At 55.8% G+C, this 17,065-nt stretch carries 15 protein-coding genes; all 15 read left to right on the top strand.

Features of this window, described 5'->3' with window-relative positions; all coding sequences use genetic code 11:
* The first annotated feature begins 305 nt into the window (after positions 1-305).
* The 15 genes from AC2FFP_RS00175 to AC2FFP_RS00105 all read left to right on the top strand — a co-directional run bounded on the left by AC2FFP_RS00175 (position 306) and on the right by AC2FFP_RS00105 (position 17,061).
* The gene (locus AC2FFP_RS00175) at positions 306-1,652 is read left to right on the top strand and encodes a substrate-binding protein (protein WP_108859119.1); all 1,347 of its coding nucleotides are present in this window, start codon (positions 306-308) and stop codon (positions 1,650-1,652) included.
* Positions 1,653-1,765: 113 nt separating this feature from the next.
* The gene (locus AC2FFP_RS00170) at positions 1,766-2,797 is read left to right on the top strand and encodes a branched-chain amino acid ABC transporter permease (RefSeq protein WP_109311932.1); all 1,032 of its coding nucleotides are present in this window, start codon (positions 1,766-1,768) and stop codon (positions 2,795-2,797) included.
* 3 nt (positions 2,798-2,800) lie between these two features.
* On the top strand, positions 2,801-4,006 hold the full coding sequence (locus AC2FFP_RS00165) for a branched-chain amino acid ABC transporter permease (protein ID WP_496694899.1): 1,206 nt from the start codon (positions 2,801-2,803) through the stop codon (positions 4,004-4,006).
* Between the two features lie 10 nt (positions 4,007-4,016).
* Complete coding sequence (locus AC2FFP_RS00160; RefSeq protein WP_058277369.1) at positions 4,017-4,772, top strand: ABC transporter ATP-binding protein; 756 nt, start codon at positions 4,017-4,019, stop codon at positions 4,770-4,772.
* Between the two features lie 9 nt (positions 4,773-4,781).
* Complete coding sequence (locus tag AC2FFP_RS00155) at positions 4,782-5,537, top strand: ABC transporter ATP-binding protein (protein WP_058274761.1); 756 nt, start codon at positions 4,782-4,784, stop codon at positions 5,535-5,537.
* Positions 5,538-5,646: 109 nt separating this feature from the next.
* The gene (locus AC2FFP_RS00150) at positions 5,647-5,955 is read left to right on the top strand and encodes a Dabb family protein (protein WP_496769738.1); all 309 of its coding nucleotides are present in this window, start codon (positions 5,647-5,649) and stop codon (positions 5,953-5,955) included.
* A 414-nt stretch (positions 5,956-6,369) separates the two neighbouring features.
* Complete coding sequence (locus tag AC2FFP_RS00145; RefSeq protein WP_496880603.1) at positions 6,370-8,379, top strand: hypothetical protein; 2,010 nt, start codon at positions 6,370-6,372, stop codon at positions 8,377-8,379.
* Positions 8,380-8,454: 75 nt separating this feature from the next.
* Entirely contained in the window at positions 8,455-8,775 is a 321-nt protein-coding gene (locus tag AC2FFP_RS00140) for a hypothetical protein (protein ID WP_282150864.1), read from the top strand.
* Between the two features lie 14 nt (positions 8,776-8,789).
* Positions 8,790-9,863 (top strand): hypothetical protein, encoded by a 1,074-nt coding sequence (locus AC2FFP_RS00135; protein WP_496843490.1) that lies wholly within the window; start codon positions 8,790-8,792, stop codon positions 9,861-9,863.
* The gene (locus AC2FFP_RS00130) at positions 9,860-11,932 is read left to right on the top strand and encodes a glycosyltransferase (RefSeq protein WP_496769730.1); all 2,073 of its coding nucleotides are present in this window, start codon (positions 9,860-9,862) and stop codon (positions 11,930-11,932) included. Before AC2FFP_RS00135 ends, AC2FFP_RS00130 begins: the two co-directional genes overlap by 4 nt.
* The gene (locus AC2FFP_RS00125; protein WP_496769729.1) at positions 11,922-12,356 is read left to right on the top strand and encodes a hypothetical protein; all 435 of its coding nucleotides are present in this window, start codon (positions 11,922-11,924) and stop codon (positions 12,354-12,356) included. Before AC2FFP_RS00130 ends, AC2FFP_RS00125 begins: the two co-directional genes overlap by 11 nt.
* A gap of 31 nt (positions 12,357-12,387) precedes the next feature.
* The gene (locus tag AC2FFP_RS00120; RefSeq protein ID WP_496769727.1) at positions 12,388-12,858 is read left to right on the top strand and encodes a putative molybdenum carrier protein; all 471 of its coding nucleotides are present in this window, start codon (positions 12,388-12,390) and stop codon (positions 12,856-12,858) included.
* Between the two features lie 96 nt (positions 12,859-12,954).
* Positions 12,955-13,632, top strand: coding sequence for a response regulator (locus AC2FFP_RS00115; protein ID WP_282150869.1), 678 nt, complete (start codon positions 12,955-12,957; stop codon positions 13,630-13,632).
* A gap of 51 nt (positions 13,633-13,683) precedes the next feature.
* Positions 13,684-14,853 carry an FIST N-terminal domain-containing protein gene (locus AC2FFP_RS00110; RefSeq protein ID WP_496769724.1) on the top strand — a complete coding sequence of 390 codons (1,170 nt, stop codon included), beginning with the start codon at positions 13,684-13,686 and terminating at the stop codon, positions 14,851-14,853.
* 3 nt (positions 14,854-14,856) lie between these two features.
* Entirely contained in the window at positions 14,857-17,061 is a 2,205-nt protein-coding gene (locus AC2FFP_RS00105) for a PAS-domain containing protein (RefSeq protein ID WP_496769722.1), read from the top strand.
* Positions 17,062-17,065 lie beyond the last annotated feature (4 nt).

The raw sequence follows: 17,065 nt of genomic DNA, 5'->3' as shown, positions 1-17,065 counted from the left end.
AGGGGGGACCAGTTCCTGGTCTCATGCTCAGCTTGAACCCAACTGCTAAAGCGCTCCGGCTACCATGCTGGAGGCACAAAATAAGCCTCCACCGTGATTTGCGCGACAATGCCTGGGCATAGCTGACTGTTACTTTCTTTACAAAAAATCCCGAGTTTCGTGAACAAATTTACAAAATTTTATTTCAAGATCAGTAATTTATTGAGAAATTTTCTGTCTGATTTCCATTATTGGAATGCACAAAAGTGCGCTTTCGTCTGCTGGAAGAGGAGCCAAAGGACGAAAAATGGAAATGGGAGGAATACATGACTAAGAATAATGTCACGCGCCGCGGCGTGCTAAAGTCCGGTGCCGTTGCAGGTACCGGTCTGGCCCTGCCTACGATCTTTACGGCTTCGTCGGCCGCTGCCTTTACCAATGAGCCGACAGGGGCGTCTGTCACTCTGGGCTTCAATGTTCCGCAAACCGGACCTTATGCCGACGAAGGCAATGACGAATTGCTGGCGCAACAGCTGGCGGTCGAACATCTGAACGGCGAGGGCGACGGAGGTTGCTTGAACACTTTCTCGTCGAAGGCTCTGCAGGGGAACGGTATCCTGGGCAAGAAGGTCGGGTTCGTCACCGGCGACACCCAGACCAAATCGGATGCAGCCCGCGCATCGGCCAAGTCGATGATCGAAAAAGACGGCGCGATCATGATCAACGGTGGTTCGTCCTCGGGCGTGGCCGTTGCGGTTCAGGGCCTGTGCCAAGAGGCGGGCGTGATCTTCATGGCCGGCCTGACGCACGCAAACGACACTACGGGCAAGGACAAGAAGGCCAACGGTTTCCGTCACTTCTTCAATGCATACATGTCGGGTGCCGCGCTGGCGCCGGTTCTAGCGGCTGAGATGGGCAAGGAGCGTCGTGCCTATCACCTGACGGCCGACTACAACTGGGGCTGGACCCAGGAAGAGTCGATCGTTGCCTCGACCGAAGCCCTGGGATGGGAAACGGTCAACACGGTCAAAACACCGCTGGCGTCGACCGACTTCTCGTCCTACATCGCACCGGTTCTGAACTCTGGCGCGGACGTGCTGGTTCTGAACCACTATGGCGGCAACATGGTGAACTCGCTGACCAACGCGATCCAGTTCGGTCTGCTCGACAAGGTTGCAAACGGCAAGGACTTCAAGATCGTCGTGCCGCTGTATTCCGAGCTGATGGCCGCTGGTGCGGGCGAGAACATCAAGGGCGTGCTGGGTTCGATGAACTGGAACTGGCAGCTGCAGGATGAGGGCACCAAGGCCTTCGTGAAGTCCTTTGGTGAGAAATACGGCAAGCCGCCGTCCAACTCTGCTCAGACCTGTTATGCACAAGTGCTGCTTTATGCGGATGCATGTGAGCGTGCGGGCACCTTCAATCCCTGTGGTGTTGCCGAAGCTCTGGAAGACTTTGAGTTCGACGGGCTGGGCAATGGTCCCACCTGGTATCGCGGTGCCGATCACCAGTGCTTCAAGGACGTGCTGGTTGTACGTGGCAACGAGAACCCGACCAACGCGTATGACACGCTTGAAATCGTCGAGATCACGCCGCGTGCGCAGGTCGAGTACGATCCCGAGCACCCGATGTTCGCCGGTGGCGAACTGGGCAAGTGCAATCCGGGCGCGTAAGCCTTTTGGCGAATGTCTGACCGTCGTTCTCGGCGGTCAGACGACTTACGGCCAGGCCTGTGGGCCTGGTCCCAACCACTCAATCCACACTGACCAACCCTGAGGTGGGCCCAATGGACGCCATCCTACTGCAAATACTTAACGGTCTGGACAAGGGCTCGGCTTATGCGCTGATCGCGCTGGGTCTTACCCTGATCTTCGGGACGCTCGGCGTCGTGAATTTTGCCCACGGGGCTTTGTTCATGATTGGCGCGTTCTGCGCCGTTACTTTGCAAAAGCTGCTGAACCTGAGTTTCGTGACCCTCGATGAAACCCAAAAAGACTTTTTGGGTAATCCGCTGAAGGTCGAAACCCCTTATATCGAGGCCTGGTTCGGCCCCGAAGTCGGCGCAACGATCATCGACTGGTCCGTCCCGTTGGCCATCCTGTTTGCGATCCCGATCATGCTGCTGGTTGGCTATGTGATGGAACGCGGGCTGATCAAACACTTCTATAAGCGCCCGCATGCAGACCAGATCCTGGTGACCTTTGGTCTTGCGATCGTTCTGCAGGAAATCGTCAAGTATTTCTTTGGCGCCAACCCGATCCAGACCCCGCCGCCCGATGTGCTGAGCGGATCTGTCGATCTGGGCACCATGGTTGGTTTTGATCCCAATGCAATCATCTACCCGATCTGGCGATTGGTTTATTTTGGCTTTGCCGTAGGCATTATTGGCGCAGTGTTTTCCTTCCTGCAGTTCACCACCTTCGGGATGGTTGTCCGTGCTGGGATGGCTGACCGGGAAACGGTGGGCCTGCTGGGCATCAATATTGACCGCCGGTTTACCATTATGTTTGGCATTGCTGCCGGTGTCGCCGGACTGGCCGGTGTGATGTACGGGCCGCTCAACCCGCCGAACTACCACATGGGAATGGACTTTCTGGTCCTTAGCTTCGTCGTGGTTGTTGTTGGCGGAATGGGGTCATTGCCAGGCGCCGTTCTGGCAGGCTTTTTGCTGGGCATTCTGGAAAGCTTTGCCTCGACCACCTGGGCCACCACAACGATCCCAGGCATCAATCAGATCATCATCTACCTTGTCGCCATCATCGTGCTGCTGACGCGTCCGCGCGGGCTGATGGGGCGCAAGGGCGTGATGGAGGAATAATCAATGTTGGGACTGAATAAAAAAGACACCAGCCTGCTGATCGTCGTCGCACTCCTGACCTTGCTGGCGCCTTTCATCCTGAACCCGTTTCCAGAGGGCAGCGCCATGGCGCAGTTCAACGCGGGTTACCCGGATTTGATGCAGAGGTTCGTGATTTTCGGGATCTTTGCCATCGGGTTCAACATTCTGTTTGGCCTGACCGGGTACTTGTCCTTCGGTCACGCGGCCTTTCTGGGCGTAGGATCATACTCGGCAGTTTGGATGTTCAAACTGCTCAGCTACAACGTCATTCCAGCCATCGCGCTGAGTGTCGTCGTCGCGGGCCTGTTCTCGCTACTTATCGGGTTCATCAGCCTGCGGCGGTCGGGGATCTATTTCTCGATCCTGACGCTGGCCTTTGCACAAATGAGCTTTGCGCTGGCCTACTCGGTTCTGTCAAACCCCAAGTTTAACCTGACGAACGGGGAAACCGGCCTGCAGGTTTATGCGGACGATCCGCAGATCCTGCAGGGCGCTAACGCGCCGGATTTACCGCATCTGTTTGGATTGCCAATGCGCGCGACGTACACGATGGATGTGGGCGCGTGGAGCTTTGACTTCAACGCGGGTTACTACTTGTGCGCAATCATAATGATGGTCGTGTTTTACCTGTCTATCCGTATTTTCCGGTCGCCCTTTGGCATGATGCTGCGGGCAGTAAAATCGAACCAGCAGCGGATGAACTATACGGGTCTGAACTCCAAGCCATATACGCTCGCGGCCTTTGTGATTTCTGGCATGTACGCCGGTCTGGCCGGTGGTCTGATGGCCGCAATGGACCCGCTGGCAGGTGCCGAGCGGATGCAATGGACCGCTTCGGGCGAGGTGGTTCTGATGACGATCCTCGGTGGTACGGGCACGTTGATCGGGCCGGTTCTGGGCGCAGGTTTCATCAAGTATTTCGAGAACATCTTCTCGAAGATCAACGACAACGTCCTGCATAGCTGGTTCGCATTCCTGCCTGACGGGTTGGAGGACGCCGTGGTGTTCGTGATCCACCCGTTCATCGGCAAAGGCTGGCACCTGACGCTGGGCATCCTGTTCATGCTGGTTGTCATCTATCTGCCGGGTGGTCTTGTTGAGGGTGGACAACGTTTGCTCAAGCGCTTTAAGCGCAAGAAAAAAGACACCGACGATGCGCCGTCGGGCAAAACAGAACCGGCGGAATAAGGGGCGAGAAATGGCAATTCTAAGAGTCAAAGACGTCAGCAAACGCTTCGGTGGCCTTAAGGCGCTGACAGATGTGAACCTCAATATCGAAGAGAACTCGGTTCATGCGATCATCGGCCCTAATGGCGCGGGAAAATCGACGCTGCTGAACTGTCTGGTGGGTAAGCTGATGCCAGACACCGGGTCGGTGTTGTTCAACAACAACTCGGTTCTGGGACTCGAGCCGTTCCAGATCAACCAGATGGGCATTAGCCGCGTGTTCCAAACGCCTGAGATCTTTGGCGAGCTGACCGTGATGGAGAACATGCTGATCCCGATCTTCGCGATGCGGGATGGGGCATTCCGGATGCATGCCTATGAGACCATCGCTCGCGAACGTGAGGTCGTCGAACAGGCCGAAGTCATGCTGGAAGAAATGAACATGGCCGACAAACGCGAAATGCACGCGGCGTCGCTGTCCCGGGGCGACAAGCGGCGACTTGAGATTGGCATGTGCCTCAGTCAAAATCCGCGGCTGTTGTTGCTGGACGAACCTACGGCGGGCATGGCGCGGGCGGACACCAACAACACCATTGATTTGCTAAAACAGATCAAGGATGAGCGCGACATAACCATCGCCATTATCGAGCATGACATGCATGTGGTCTTCAGCCTTGCGGAACGCATCACAGTGCTGGCGCAAGGGACGCCGCTGGTCGAAGATACTCCAGAAAAAATCCGTGGACATCCCAAGGTTCGTGAAGCCTATCTGGGCGAGGCGGCGTAAGGAAAAGCTATGAACGAGAAACCCGACTTTTCGAAAAACGCCAATAGGGCAAGCACCGCGCCTGCGTTCCTGTCTGTATGGGACATGCATTCATACTACGGGGAAAGCTATATCGTGCAGGGCGTCAGCTTTAATGTGCACGAAGGCGAGATTCTGGCCCTGCTTGGACGGAACGGCGCTGGCAAAACCTCGACACTCCGGTCGATTGCGCGGGTAGGCGATCCGGAAGTAAGGCACGGTGAAATCTGGCTGGATCATCAGCCACTACACAATATGACAAGCTACGAAGCGGCGTCTGTTGGTCTTGGCCTTGTACCGGAAGACAGACGAATTATCCCAGGGCTGACCGTTGAGGAAAACCTGCAGCTTGCCCAGATTGCGCCGCCAGTTGGATGGTCCCTGGAGCGGTTGTATGAACTGTTCCCGCGTTTGGGCGAACGCAGGAAACAAGAGGGGATTACGTTATCGGGTGGCGAACAACAAATGCTGTCAATCGCCAGAGCCCTTGCACGGGATATCAAGGTCCTGCTTCTGGATGAGCCTTACGAAGGTCTGGCCCCGGTCATTGTCGACGAGATTGAAAAAACACTGGCTCATGTCAAGCAACAGGGCATGACCACGATCATCGTCGAACAGAACGCCGTCCGAGCATTGGAGTTAGCCGATCGCGCGATCATTCTGGACACCGGCACCATCGTATTTGATGGGACGGCGAACGAGGTGCTTCAAGACACCGGCCTCCGCGAGGAGTATTTGGCCATCTAGGGCAGGCTCGAAGTCTTAGGTACATTCTGGTTGCAAACGCCTTAGTTATGGTGACGCTCGAATTCTTCGGACGCTTGCGCTCCTACAATCACGATCAAGGCAACTAACTATGATCCGCCATATCGTTCTGACAAAATTCCGGTCCGACGTGACCGACGAAACCATCTGGAAGATTTACAGGGGCCTGTCGGACCTAACCGACGCCCTGCCGGGTGCAGGCGGGTTTACCGGTGGTCGCAGCGAAAGCCCTGAACAGATCGAACGCGGTTACAAGCATGGGTTTGTGATTGATTTCGATGATTGGGCCGCATTGGCAAGCTATCAAAGCAACGAGAGGCACAAAGCGCTGGGCGCGCAGTTGGTCGAAAACGCCGTGGGCGGCATCGACGGAATTCTGGTCCTGGATTTAGAGGTCTGAGACAGTAAAGCGGGTTTAACCAGATTCCGAATGGCTGACTGAAACGGTGTGCTGACCGTCCCAGCGTGGCGCTGCGCGCCTGTGTCCCTGTAACCGTTCGACGGCAAGATTTTTGATCTGCGGAAACAGCCCTGATCAGCTTGATCACCAATGATTTGACGGACCCAATTTTACTGAATTCGCGTCACCGACGCAAATGGTGCCAGGGCACAGAAGGGGCGAACGACGGCACATTCTGCCCTTGCGAGACCGGCAATAGTTGCACGACGAACACCGGATTACTTGTGTTCCAGCGGTCAATTTTTTATACTGCTTCGTACATTTTTTTGAATTTTTTGATGTTCACGAGTGTATTTGGTTTGCCCGAGTTGCGACAGCAAAGAGCGTGTTCTGGCGGCCAGTTCGGGGGTATTGATGACAAAGGCCAGCGATCCAAAAACTCGCCCTGAAGTTGCCAAAAATGACGCTAATACAGTGTCGGGTGTTTATGACTTTGTGCAATCTCCTGACTGGCAGGAGATGCTTGAAAATGCTCGGAAACAGCGAGAAATAAACATCGCCACTCGCAAGGCAAAAGCCGCTGCTTCACAGTCATCTGATCCAGACCAACCCAAAGCCACGAACTCAACCGATGGTGCGCAACCAGCGAACGCGCTAAACGCAGCGGCGGGGCTGTCGGGAGCCTTTGGTAAGTCTGCCCAAGCTACCAGCTCTCACCAATCTGGTGAGTCGGTTCAAAAAGCGACGGCAGGGCGATTTGACAGTCAACCCTTCAATGATGACAGTCGCGCGACTGAAAACGTGACACGCGATGCTCGAGGAGAAGCACACACTGTGCCGCCCGATGGCAGGCCCGCGCCGGGCATCCATCCCGACAACACGCCAGAGGATCTAGCCGACCCGAAATCAGGTCAAAAGCTTCCCGAGGAAGGGTTCGCGGATCGATTGCGCGGAACCCTTCAGGAAAGAACAGACGATCAGAATCGTAAGCGTCTCAAGATGCGGTTGGGACTGGTCGCGGCAGGATGCGGCATCGGTGTTGTTGCGTCGTCGTCGGTTTTTTTGATTTTGTCTGGGTTGAACGCCCCCGGTCCAACCGAAAATGCAGGTTTGGTGAGCCAAGAGACCGCGGCAACAGGCGCGATCATGCAACCAGACGCGGAACTCGCCGAGCGATCGGTGCCGCCGTCCGACATTACAGGTGATGCGGCGGGCCCGACGGTAACTTCTGAAACCGTGTTCGATATACCATCTGAATCGATTTTGCCTGACGGTGACACAACCGCGTCACAGGATTTGGCCTCGTTGTCGCTACCCTTATCAGATTTGTCCGAGCAACCGGGCGGTATCAAACCAGAATTGTCGCTCTTGGCACCTAGTGTTCGGTCTTTCGTGCCGACCCTTGTCCAGCCACCACTGCCGATAACCCTGCTAAGCTATCGACCTCGGGAAGAGTTGAATCTTGGTTTTGTCCGGCTTCAATCCACGCCGGAAATTTTCAGCACTTCTGTCGCTTTGCTTGAAACAACTGTGACTGTGGTAAAGCCCGAAGAGTTTTTGAAAGGCGTAAACGTAGCTGCAACCCCAAAAACAATGCGTCCGCCTGTAGTTCCGATCCAGCCCGTTGTACTGGACTATACCGTGACGCAAGTATCTTTGGATGTCCTCTTGACCGAGCCTGAGGTTGGTTCTCAGCCGGAACAGGGTCTTCAGACAAGCGAAGTAAATGGTTCGGACATTGCCGTGCGGCCAGAGGGCACAAGTCTTGCTGCCGAGATTGCGCAACCGTTGCCATATGAACCCCAGCCCGAGCCTGTCGAATTTGCGGCATTGCCAATCGCACCAAAGCCAATCGACGCGCCGGCCCCATTGATCACACCGGCCGCTTACGAGACATCATTGGCTTTACGGGCACCGGTCCTTTCGGTGACACCAAGCCCGCTGGAATCACCGGTCTTGCCTCGGACACCGGCTCTGCTGAATGATGCAATCACACCCCCGGAACCAGAGCCTGCCCCGGCAAACATGTCCGTGACCTTCCGGATCTATGCGCCGACCAATGTTCCGCAGAGCGTTGTGGATTCTGTTGTGTCCAACCTGACTTCGACCGGACATGAGCTTAACGGGCAAGCCCGCGTGGGGTTTATGATCACCCAGTCAAACGTTCGCTTCTATCACAAGCAGGACGAGGAAAGAGCCGCCACCCTTGCCAGAGACTCAGGTGCATTGCTGCGGGATTTCACAGGGTCCAACAACAAAACTCCTAGTGGAATCGTAGAGTTATGGTTGGCAGGAAAAGGTTCTGGCGTCGCCAGTGTCAAGCGAACCAACACACGCAGCACGGCCAGAACCCAAGCCCCTAACCGCGTCAATCAACTGAAAAGTCAGGTCCTGAGCAAACTTAAGAAAGCGACGACCCAATGACTGTATTTTTAAGCTATACTGAAAAGGCTGATTCAAGATTTTGTACTGTTAATTGTTTCCGACGAGGTATCCAAAATGACGGATAGACGACTTATCGGCATCGTAACTGCTCTGCTATTCTTATCGACGACCCAAAACGCGCGTGCCGAAATTACGCTTGAGCATCTGCTGGCCATCGACCAAATGCTGTCCACCAATGACATTCAGGCACTGTATTCCTACCTCGACAAAAACCCGGAGCTATTGACCGGCGAAGATGAACTGTCGCTGGAGCTGCGGAGCTTTCACGAGGTCGCATCTGTTGGCAATCTGGATTTCAGCTATGCCACCAGTGCACCGGCCAGCAGCGAGAACCGTGCGGCTAACGAGGCATTCGATGCCTCGCGGCAACACTGAGTCGGATGTCAGAAATGCTTGCCGTCGGGCGATCGAACACACCAACGATCGCCTATGTCATCGAGCCGCGGTTCTCTGGCGGGACTTCTGCGGCTGTGGCGGCCGAATTGCCGGTGGCCGCCGAATGCGGGCAGGTGGTCGTGCACGCGATCACGTCCAGGACGTTTGGCACCAACCAACACGTTTCACCGGTTTTGCGGCAGGTGCTGGACGAGCTGAACATTCCGATCATTTGGGATGCACCCCGGATCAGCGCGGATTTCGTGTTTTTGCACAACCCGTCTTTTTTGAAATTTCAGGACACGCTTGGCACAAGGATCATTGCGCGCGAGCTGTACGTGATCACGCATGAGAATTTTCTGCGTCCGGGCGGGGCGGAAGGGTTTGATGTTTCAAGCTGTCTAAGTCAGATCGAAGCCTCGACAATTTCGCTGAGGAAAACACTCGCGCCGATATCACCGTTTAATCGAAGCGGCGTAGTCGACTGGTTGGCAACCTCTCGTGTGGCGCGACAGTGGGAGGTTTTGAGCTCTGACTGGTTCAACATTTGCGAGACTGAGATGAGCGCCCCATGTGAAACACCACAGGACCGCCGTGGGCGTCATTCACGACCCGGATTCGAGAAGTTCCCGGTTGTTGCTGATTTGGACAGCTGTTTTCCAAGCCATTCGCAGTGCAATGTAATTCTAGGGGCGGATGCTTTGTTGAATGCCCGTGTTCTTCGCGCGCATTGGACCTTGCTTCCCTTTGATGCCATAACTGTGCAAGAGTTCTTTGGAATGATTGACTTTTTTGTATATTTCACCGCGCCGACCTGGCAGGAAAGTTTTGGTCGCGTTGTGGCCGAAGCGGTTGCCGCGGGTAAGGTGGTTCTAACCAACACTGATACTGGCGCTACGTTCGGAAATGCTGTCTTGGCTTGCCAGCCATCACAGGTGGACGCAATCATTGCCGACCTGATCGCCCAACCGCAGAAGTATCATGATCAGGTGGCCAGATCGCAATCGGCGCTGCAGAACTACTCTGCAGGGAAATTCAAGGCGATGCTGTCGGGGGTTTTGTCCGCCGATAGCGGGGTGAACAAATGATCTATGTCGAAGTGGGCACACGCTCATTGCGGTCGTTTGACACGCAGTTGATCTTTGCTGAGCAGCTTGCCGCACGTGGCTTCAATGTTTGCATTGATGCCGATTATCTGCCCGAGGATGCAGGGCGTGGCAGGATCTACGAGGCAGCCAAGTTCCTTGTCGACCCGGGTGAGAACAAGGCGCAGAGTGTATTCGTACTGGGTGCAGAAGAGATCGATGATTTTCTTCTTGCGTCGTTGCGCAACAAACAGCTCGACCCGAGTGTCCCGGTTGTTGCGACGGGCCGCTTTATGACTCAGCAAAGCTATATCGCGGCCAAGGCCCGGCTGGCCTATGCGCTTGGGCGCGAAGCCAAGGTGATCGACCTGACAGATTTTCAACCGCGACCGGTGTTGCCATCTACCTCCAGCCCTTTGGTGGCGGATGTTCGGCCAGTATCGCGGCGGTCCAAACGGGTGGTGCCGAACGTGACCGTTGTTCTGGGTTCGATGGAGTTGGACAACCCCGAGACGCTGTCTTGTTTTTCCCGGATGAGCAGCCAGAGTGGCTATAACCTGAAACTCATTGTTAGCGGCGCACAGAACGAGGCGATCAAGGCGTCGCCGTTTCACGATTTGCCGACCTACTTGTATACCGGACTGTCGCCGCTGACTTTGGCAATTTCGACGGATATTCTGGCGATGTTCGGTAATGGAATTGCCGGAGTTCGCATGGCCGCTTTTGCGGTTGAGCTGATTGCAACGGGCGGCGTTGCCATTGACTGTACCGACGATGAGGTTCTGATGTCCTCGGGCGCACCTGCATTGCTGGGCCCCAAGACTCCTTTCGCATTGGATGGGTATCTGATCGGCAATGTGATCGGGAACGTGCCGCAAATTGTCGAACAGGCCTCGAAATCGCAATGGTTGCACACAGTTGATATTTCTCGTCTGGAAACGGCTGCAGGTCTGAAACCGAAACGGCGTCAGACGGAACAGGACAAGCCTAAAACCCTGTTTTTCCCGACAAACGGGGTGGGGCTGGGCCACGCGCAGCGGTGCAGTATCATTGCCCGTGAAATGCCGGACACCATGACAAAAATGTTCGCGGCCTTTCCCAGCTGTGTCCCGCTTGTTCGCCGTGAGGGTATCGGCTGTATCCCTCTGGTTCAGCGCACCGATACAAAGACCAATTCAGATGGCAATGACGTGCTGACTTATCGGCGTCTTGGTGGGGTGCTTCAGGAAAACGACACGCTGGTTTTTGACGGCGGCTACGTGTTTGACTCCGTCTATCGTGTTATCCGTGAACGCAAGTTGTCGGCGGCTTGGATCCGGCGCGGGTTGTGGCCCGAAGGCCGGTCCAGGCAGACCATGCTGCGCCGCGAAAGCGTGTTTGACCGTGTCATCGTGCCTTCCGAGGCATTTGACGAGTTGAACGACGCCTACAGCTATGGTGACCATGTCCATTATGTCGGGCCAATCGTGCGTCAGGTGGAACAATCCGCCGCGGAAAAAGAACAGCTCAGGGCCCGGCTGGCGGAACGTTTCGGGCGCGACTTCAAGCAACTGGTTGTCAGCATGTTAGGGGGTGGGGTTGCCTCGGACAGGTCTGCACAATTGCAGGCGATCTCGGGCATGCTTGAGGCGCGCAAAGATTGCCTGCACCTTGTTGTAACGTGGCCCGGAAGCACGGTTCAGCCTGCCACATTTGGTTGGAAAAACACCCACGTGGTTCAGACGTTAGAGGCGACCAAGCTTTGTCTTGCCGCGGATGTGGTTATATCTGCAGCCGGTTACAACTCGGTCCTTGAGATGCTGTACCATCGCATCCCGGCGATATTTATTCCGCAGTCAGCACCCTATCTGGACGATCAGGAACGGCGCGCCACAGCCATGGCCGACCGTGACTTGTGCGCCGCCATCACCGAGCGCGAATTCATGAAGCTTGAACGCACGGTCGCAGATTGGTTGGATCATGACGGAGCCGAATTATACCGATCCGCTTTAAATGATTTTGAGCTGCCCAAAACGGGGGCAGTCAAGGCCGCCGAATTGTTGACCGAATTGGGGGCCGGATATGACCAGTGATCTATGGTTCGAAATCCTCAGCCGAGCGTCGCCAAATCGGCCCGTGCCGCTGGACGATCTGATCAATGAGGATCACGGCGCCAAGCCGCTTGGCAAGGTTGTCTTTCCGAACATGCGGCTGGCACCGTCGCTTATGCTGTGGGACCGCGAACCCGGTGGTCCGGTGCATATCGGCGTGCGGGTGCATGAACCGCCAGAGATACCGTATCGAATCGCCAGGCTGTTGGCCGCCGCCGCGATGGAGCGGGAGGTTTTTCCCGTCATTCTCAGCCGCGTTGATTATTGCGGTCTTGAACGGTTCGGCTTTCGGGTCGAGCGCGTGCCCGAAGAGGCCGCTGCGGCCCAGGCCGCTGAGGAAGAAATCAGAAAATACTGGGATCTGGCGATTATCATTGACGGGCATGAAATCGGTCTGTTGGGCTAGCAAGGCGCCGGTTTAGGGTAAGGAGCGTCTTGTGAAGATCATAACCGGCGGACAAACAGGCGTTGATATGGCGGCTTTCCAGTTCGCTTTGGAAAACGACATTCCTTATGGCGGCTGGGTTCCGAAAGGCTGCTTGAATGAGGCGGGCCGCATTCCGGATCGCTTCTCTGGTTTGAATGAAACACAGTCCGCGGATGTCGCCGAACGCACAAAGCTGAACGTTTTGGCCTGTGACGCATTGCTGGTGTTTGTGGATGGATCGACCAGTCCGGGAACGCAGTTGACCATCGATTTTGCGCAAGAGATCGGAAAGCCTTATCTGGTCGTTGATCTAGGGCAGGGGCTTGAGGCGTGTGCGCGCCAAGTAAAGCAATGGGTCATGGCGAGCCCTAATACGATATTGAACATCGCTGGCCCCAGAGAAAGTGAAGCCCCCCAGATCGGAGCCAAAGTGACAGCGATCTTACGTCAATCGATTTTGCCCCAAAGCCCCGAGGCATAGCCAAACTTTGGTTCCGGCTATACGACGTTTCGCCAGTAGGCGCGGCACCCGACGGTTGCTAGGATTGGGACAAACAGATTGCGAAGGCCAAGTTTCATGTTTGCAAAAACCGCCGGACAGATTGATTTTGACAAGGTCCTGATCGTCGATGACCATCCATTGTTTTGTGATGCTTTGTCGATGACGCTGCAAAGTGTCACTCGTATCGGTGAAATCCACACCGCAGATCGATTGGAAAACGCGATTGCTCTGATTGCCGGTGGGTTGCGACCAGATGCGGTTATACTGGACCTCAACCTGCCGGATGTGGACGGGCTTGAAGGTTTGGTGCGCGTCAAAGCGGCCACCGATGCACCGGTCATCGTGGTGTCGTCGATTTCAGAGAACCGCGTGATCAGTCAGGTGATCCGTGCGGGTGCCTCAGGCTATGTCCCCAAGCACAGCCAGCGAGACGTGTTTCGTACAGCTTTCGAGACAGTTCATTCCGGGGACGTCTTCGTGCCAGACGGTTTTGCACTGATTGACGACGATGCAGATACCGAACACAGCGACGCCGCCAATCGGCTTGCCACATTGACCAATCAGCAATCGCGCATTCTGCAGCTTATTTGTGAAGGCAAACTGAACAAGCAGATTGCGTTTGATCTGTCCATTGCCGAGACCACGGTCAAGGCGCATGTAACTGCAATCATGCGTAAACTCGGGGTGCAAAGTCGTACGCAGGCCGTTCTGCTTGCCAAGAAGGCTTCTCTTGCCAGCGTCTTGCAAGAATAAGCCCTCGCGCCATATCATATGAAAACGTTGCGCTTCAGGGAGGAGGGCAGGATGAACCAAGCAGTCGGGTGGGCGACAGCTGCTGCCCGTGCGCCAGGTATCGTCAAAACGGGCTTTGTACATCGCGAAACGGATCAGGCGATTGAAAAACTCGCCGGATCCTTGGGCGATGATCTTTTGTCCTTGGTTATTCTGTTCGTGAGCTCCGGCGCGGATGCGGCGGCGGTTATTTCCGAGGCAGTCGATGCTTTTGCGCCAGCGCCGGTAATCGGATGCACCACAGCGGGCGAGCTTGCAGATTGCGGCTATGGCGAAGATCAGATTGTCGCCATCGGATTACCGTATTCGCATTTCGAGGTGCGCACTCTGCTGGTGCCCGACCTTGGGAATTTCTCGGCGCAGGACATCATCGACCAGATGATCCGCAACCGTAACGAAATGGCGGCGTCCGCACCGGATTGGAAACACGAGTTTTCCTTTTTGATGATCGACGGGTTGTCGACGAAAGAGGATGCGCTGACGTCGGAACTCGCCTTTGGACTGGGGCCGGTGCCCTTGTTCGGCGGGTCCGCAGGGGACGGAACCCATTTCGGCGCGACCTATGTGTTGATGGACGGTCAGGCCATGCAGAACGCGGCGATCCTGACGCAGGTTCGCACGCGCTGCCCGATCAAAGTGTTCAAGACGGATCACCTGGTGCCAACGGCGCGGCGTATGGTTGTCACCAAGGCCGATCCGGCAAACCGTATCGTGCAGGAAATCAACGCCGAGCCAGCCGCGCGCGAATATGCCCGTCTACTTGGAAAAGACCCTGAACAGCTGACGACCTTTACCTTCGCGGCCCACCCGCTGGTTGTGCAGATCGGCGGCCAGCATCATGTGCGGGCCATTCAGCGCGTCGCGGGCAATGGTGATCTTGTGTTCTTTTCCGCGATTGATGAGGGGCTGGTGCTGACGCTGGCCGAACCTCGCGACATGGTTTCGCATCTCGAGGAAGAAATCGCTGCGCTGACACAGACCACCCGTCCGGACACGATCCTGGGCTGCGATTGCATCCTGCGCCGGCTGGAGGCACAGGAAAAGCAAAAGACGGGCGAAATTTCGCGCCTGCTGGCCGAGAACCATGTCGTCGGGTTTTCGACCTATGGCGAGCAATTCAATTCGATCCATGTGAATCAGACGCTGACCGGCGTCGCGATTTACCCTCCGGAAGACGGGTAGGCGATGATTGAATCCCTGACCGACCCCAATGATCCGCTTGATCGGCAGAATGAAAAGCTGCTGAAGATCGTCGCGGCCCTGATGCGGCGGGTCGAGGAATCCACTGACGCCTCGGGCGCGGCTTACGCACAGTTTCAGCGGGCTGCCATGCTTGAACAGGAAGTGCGGGCCCGAACAGATGACCTTGAGCGGGCGTTGGACTTGCTCAACGACTCGAACGCGCGCTTGGCGCAGGCCAATCAGGAAACCGAAGCCGCCCGCGCAAACCTCGCCAATGCGATCGAGGCGGTACAGGAAGGGTTTGCGCTGTTCAATCGGGATGAAGAAATGGTCCTGTGCAATAGCCGCTTTGGCCTGCATATGCCCGACATTCAGACCAAGCTGACACCGGGGTTGCGGTTCACCGATTATGTCGGGTTGGTCAGCCAGTCCAGGTTCCTGTCCTTGCCCGGGGTCGTTTCCCCAAAGGAGTGGGTACAGCGGCGCATGGCGCGCCATGCTGAAGATCACGTTGTCTTTAACATCCGCCTTAGCGGCAACCGCTGGATGCAGGTATCCGAACACCGGACGCCGGATGGCGGCACGGTGATCCTGCAGACGGATGTGACCGACATCATGCGGTTCGAGCGGCAGGAACGGGACCGTATCCTTGATGACAAAGCGCGCCTGATCCGCGCGACACTGGAACATATCGATCAGGGGGTCTGTATCTTTGACAGCAAGCTGCGTCTGGTCGGGTGGAACAACCGCGCCAGCGAACTTCTGGCCATTCCCAATGCGCAATTTCAGAAGGGGGCACCGTTCCAGACGTTGTTTCACCGGTTAAGCGCGACAATCAGTTTTGAGAGCGGCGTGAGCGACGCTGACCTTCTGGCCTGGGTCAACCGCTCGACCGAACGTCCGCCGCTACAATTCCAGATGCACAGCGGTCGTGCCAAGATTTTGTCAGTCTTTGCGCAGGAAATGCCGGATCAGGGATTTGTGATTTCTTTCACTGATGTGACGGAAGACAGAAAATCCGCGCAAGCTCTTGTCGAAGCAAAGGAACTGTTGGAACAGCGTGTTGCATCGCGAACAATGGAGCTTGCGGACGCGCTGAACGAGGCAGAACGCGCGAACGCATCAAAATCGCGCTTTGTTGCGGCGGCCAGCCATGATCTGCTGCAACCTCTGTCGGCTGCAAAACTCTACATCTCGACACTGGGCAGCGGATTGGACAAGGCTGACGCACGCGCAGTCGCGGTGAAAGCAGAGAGCGCTCTTAACAGTGTCGAACACATTCTTGAGGCGCTGCTGGATATCTCGAAACTGGATTCCGGGCGGGCATCGGTTCACTTGTCTTCCGTCCCGGTCGGAGAGCTTTTTTCCCAGATGGAGGACGCCTTTCGGCCTATGGCGCAAGCAAAAGGGCTTGGATTGGGATTTGTGGGTACCGATGCGGTTGTCAGAAGCGATGCCAGTTACTTGCGGCGTATTCTGCAAAACCTTTTGTCGAACGCGATCCGGTACACGGAAACGGGCAGGGTTCTGGTCGGTGTAAGACGACTGGGGAAAACCATATCGATTCAGGTCTGGGATACCGGCATTGGGATCGCACCTGACCAAAGAGACGTTGTTTTTCAAGAATTTAAACGTATTCATTCAGACGCCAGTGCGGCCGAAGGGATGGGTTTGGGCCTTGCCATTGTGGAACGCGCCTGTGGTTTGCTGAAACATCCGATAAATTTGCAGTCCGAACTGGGGCGCGGAACCGTTTTTTCAATCACGGTTCCATCAGCAGGCCAGGCACGCGATGCGCTGAATAGTGGTGAGCCGTCGATACAATCGCGCTCGGACGTGCTGCACAGGACGGTTGCCTTGCTGATTGAAAACGATGACAACCTGCGCGGGGCGCTGTGCATGACGATGGAAAACTGGGGCGTTCAGGTATTGGAAGCGGCCAGCAAAGATGAGGCGGCAAACCTGCTGCACGAGATCGGGATTTTACCGGATGTCATTGTCGCCGATTTTCAACTGGACGGCGGAAAGGCCGGTACCGAAGCCATTGCCGAACTGACACGCGAATTCGGGCAACTGCCCGGTTGCATCATTTCCGCTGATCGTTCGACCGAATTGGCGACCTCTTGCAAAACGGCAGGCTACCTTTTGCTGCAAAAGCCGATTGATGCACAAAAGCTAAAATCCGTGTTAGAGGCTTCGGTCAGTTGACAGG

Source organism: Ruegeria sp. YTSC004, from assembly GCF_059609805.1.
This window is presented reverse-complemented; position numbering and strand designations above follow the sequence as displayed.

Bases quoted from the DNA above. Each gene is read 5' to 3' on its own strand.
- AC2FFP_RS00175 (WP_108859119.1), top strand. From the start codon at position 306: ATGACTAAGAATAATGTCACGCGCCGCGGCGTGCTAAAGTCCGGTGCC.
- AC2FFP_RS00170 (WP_109311932.1), top strand. From the start codon at position 1,766: ATGGACGCCATCCTACTGCAAATACTTAACGGTCTGGACAAGGGCTCG.
- AC2FFP_RS00165 (WP_496694899.1), top strand. From the start codon at position 2,801: ATGTTGGGACTGAATAAAAAAGACACCAGCCTGCTGATCGTCGTCGCA.
- AC2FFP_RS00160 (WP_058277369.1), top strand. From the start codon at position 4,017: ATGGCAATTCTAAGAGTCAAAGACGTCAGCAAACGCTTCGGTGGCCTT.
- AC2FFP_RS00155 (WP_058274761.1), top strand. From the start codon at position 4,782: ATGAACGAGAAACCCGACTTTTCGAAAAACGCCAATAGGGCAAGCACC.
- AC2FFP_RS00150 (WP_496769738.1), top strand. From the start codon at position 5,647: ATGATCCGCCATATCGTTCTGACAAAATTCCGGTCCGACGTGACCGAC.
- AC2FFP_RS00145 (WP_496880603.1), top strand. From the start codon at position 6,370: ATGACAAAGGCCAGCGATCCAAAAACTCGCCCTGAAGTTGCCAAAAAT.
- AC2FFP_RS00140 (WP_282150864.1), top strand. From the start codon at position 8,455: ATGACGGATAGACGACTTATCGGCATCGTAACTGCTCTGCTATTCTTA.
- AC2FFP_RS00135 (WP_496843490.1), top strand. From the start codon at position 8,790: ATGCTTGCCGTCGGGCGATCGAACACACCAACGATCGCCTATGTCATC.
- AC2FFP_RS00130 (WP_496769730.1), top strand. From the start codon at position 9,860: ATGATCTATGTCGAAGTGGGCACACGCTCATTGCGGTCGTTTGACACG.
- AC2FFP_RS00125 (WP_496769729.1), top strand. From the start codon at position 11,922: ATGACCAGTGATCTATGGTTCGAAATCCTCAGCCGAGCGTCGCCAAAT.
- AC2FFP_RS00115 (WP_282150869.1), top strand. From the start codon at position 12,955: ATGTTTGCAAAAACCGCCGGACAGATTGATTTTGACAAGGTCCTGATC.
- AC2FFP_RS00110 (WP_496769724.1), top strand. From the start codon at position 13,684: ATGAACCAAGCAGTCGGGTGGGCGACAGCTGCTGCCCGTGCGCCAGGT.
- AC2FFP_RS00105 (WP_496769722.1), top strand. From the start codon at position 14,857: ATGATTGAATCCCTGACCGACCCCAATGATCCGCTTGATCGGCAGAAT.